The sequence below is a fragment of the Pseudomonas sp. SDO5591_S426 genome (genome assembly GCF_054070755.1).
The window spans coordinates 1-2,591 of the sequence record NZ_JBSVXD010000364.1 but is presented as its reverse complement, the minus strand read 5'-3'; the positions used below and the strand labels follow the sequence as shown (position 1 = coordinate 2,591).

General features: G+C 59.6%; 2 protein-coding genes. One reads left to right on the top strand and one right to left on the bottom strand.

Features of this window, described 5'->3' with window-relative positions; genetic code table 11:
- Positions 1-59: 59 nt before the first annotated feature.
- Positions 60-1,133: a BMP family ABC transporter substrate-binding protein gene (locus ACW9JC_RS29955; RefSeq protein WP_457459566.1), complete on the bottom strand. Its 1,074-nt coding sequence runs from the start codon at positions 1,131-1,133 to the stop codon at positions 60-62.
- A 286-nt stretch (positions 1,134-1,419) separates the two neighbouring features.
- Between ACW9JC_RS29955 and ACW9JC_RS29950 the strand changes: the two genes are divergently transcribed.
- Entirely contained in the window at positions 1,420-2,511 is a 1,092-nt protein-coding gene (locus ACW9JC_RS29950; RefSeq protein WP_338584563.1) for a calcium:proton antiporter, read from the top strand.
- Positions 2,512-2,591 lie beyond the last annotated feature (80 nt).

Sequence of the window (2,591 nt, the reverse complement as noted above, 5' to 3'; positions counted from 1 at the left end):
TTCTGAAAAACAAGATCAAAAGATCGCAGCCTGCGGCAGCTCCTACAGGGAGCGGTGTTTTACTTGGGAATTTCGGCCTTCATGCCTTCCACGTAATAGTTCATCGACGCCAGTTCCGCCGTGGTCGCGCTCACCCCCGCCGGGATTTTCTCTACGCCAGCCTGATCCTTGATCGGCCCGGTGAACGGTTGCAGTGCACCGCTCTTGATGTCGGTGATGATCTGTTCGGCTTCAGTTTTTACGGTGGCAGGTACCAGGTCGCTGATCGGCAGTTCCACCGTGCCTTCTTTCAAACCGCCCCAGTAGTCCTGGGATTTCCAGGCGTGGTCGATCACGCTCTGTGTCGCCTGGATGTAGTGCGGCGCCCAGTCGTTGACGATGGAGGTGAGCACCGCTTTCGGCCCGAAGTGCGCCATATCCGAAGCGTAGCCCACGGCATACACACCGCGACGTTCGGCCGCCTGGATCGGCGCCGGGCTGTCGGTGTGCTGGAACACCACGTCCACGCCCTGGTCGATCAGCGCGTTGGCGGCATCGGCTTCCTTGCCCGGATCGAACCACGAGTTGACCCACACCACTTTGATCTCGGTGCCGGGGTTGTACTTGTTCAGGGCCAGTTGAATGGCGTTGATGTCGCGGATCACTTCAGGGATCGGAAACGAGGCGACATAGCCGATCTTCTTGGTCTTGGTCATCTTCGCCGCGAGGAAGCCGCCGACGTAGCGACCTTCATAGGTGCGCGCCAGGTAGGTGCCGAGGTTCTTGTCCTGCTTGTAGCCGGTGGCGTGTTCGAAGGTCACCTTGGGAAACTGTTTGGCGACTTTCAGCGTAGGGTTCATGTAGCCGAAAGACGTGGTGAAAATCAGGTCGTACTTGTCCTTGGCCATGTTGCGGATCACCCGCTCGGCGTCGGCGCCCTCGGCGACGTTTTCCACGTAGTTGGTGGTGATCTGCGGGCCGAGTTTTTCCGCGAGTGCCTTGCGTCCCTGTTCATGCTGATACGTCCAGCCGTGGTCGCCGATCGGGCCGATATAGACGAAGCCGACTTTCAGCGGGTCGGCGGCACTGGCAGTCAGGCTGATCCCCAGGCCGATGGCGGCGCACAGCAGTTTGTGCAGCGGACGTGTTTGCATGAATTCGAACCCCGTTTTGTTGTGTGTGGACAGGGTCAATGCAAATTGCTGACCAACAAGACAACAAACAACTTGAAACCGAGGCGCGGCCTTCGCGGGCAAGCCCGCTCCCACATTTGACCGCGTTCCCCTGTAGGAGCGAGCTTGCTCGCGATGGGGCCCTTGAGGCCGATAAAAGTGCATGGCCTGACAGGGCTGCCATCCACTGGTGCGCTAAGGTTTAACGAAACGTTAGCGCCGCCCCGCAGTCAGTCGCTTATCCGCTTCTCCACGGCAAAGGTCCGACATGCTCACTGTCCTCAAGCAAGAAACCTTTCTGCTGCTGGCCCTGATCGCCGCTTTGGTCGCCTTCCCGCTAGAGCACTGGTTGCTGCACAGCGGTCAGGCCATCGCGTTGAGCGCCGGTTTGGTGCTGATCGCCTTCATCGTCGCCGCTTCGATGCGCGTGGCCCGTCAGGCCGAGTTGCTGGCGGAAAAGGTTGGCGACCCTTACGGCACGATGATCCTGACCCTCGCCGCCGTGCTGGTGGAAGTGGTGATCCTGGCGATCATGATGAGCAACGAAGCCTCGGCGACATTGGTGCGCGACACGATCTACTCGGCAGTCATGCTCGACATCAACGGCATCCTCGGTCTGGCGGCGTTGATGGGCGGGCTCAAGCACGGCGAGCAGTCCTACAACGATGACTCGGCGCGCAGCTACAGCGTGATGATCCTCACGGCCATGGGCGTTTCGATGGTGGTACCCGAGTTCATCCCGGAAGCCAACTGGAAGCTTTATTCGGCGTTCACCATCGGCGCGATGGTGGTGCTTTACGCTTTGTTCCTGCGCATGCAGGTCGGGCCGCACAGCTATTTTTTCAGCTACAGCTACCCGGACAAGCGCCGCAAAAAAGAGCCGCTGGAAGATGAGCCGGCACCGGTCAACCTGACGTTGTCCATCGGCATTCTGGTATTCGGCGTGGTGGTGATCGGCGCATTGGCTGAGGTGATGTCCAAGACCCTCGATTTGGGCCTGGAAGGAACGGGCGCGCCGCCGGTAATTACAGCGATTCTGGTGGCGGCGATTTCTGCGGCGCCGGAGATTCTGACTGCGCTGCGGGCCGCACTGGCCAACCGCATGCAGTCAGTGGTGAATATCGCGTTGGGCGCGTCGCTGTCGACGGTGATCCTGACGGTGCCGGTGATGGAAGCGATGGCGCTCTACACCGGCCAGCCGTTCCAGATGGCCATGACCCCGGTGCAAACCGTGATGATCTTCATCACCCTGATCGTCAGCGCGATCAACCTCAACGATGGCGAAACCAACGCCATCGAAGGCATGACTCACTTTGTGCTGTTTGCGACGTTCATCATGTTGTCGCTGCTGGGCCTCTAACAACACCACAAAATCCCTGTAGGAGCGAGCCTGCTCGCGATCGCGGTCTGTCATTCCAATCATCATTGAATGCCAGGCCC

What these genes read in the sequence shown, in the direction of transcription:
- ACW9JC_RS29955 (WP_457459566.1), bottom strand. Translation starts at nt 1,133, where the DNA reads ATGCAAACACGTCCGCTGCACAAACTGCTGTGCGCCGCCATCGGCCTG.
- ACW9JC_RS29950 (WP_338584563.1), top strand. Translation starts at nt 1,420, where the DNA reads ATGCTCACTGTCCTCAAGCAAGAAACCTTTCTGCTGCTGGCCCTGATC.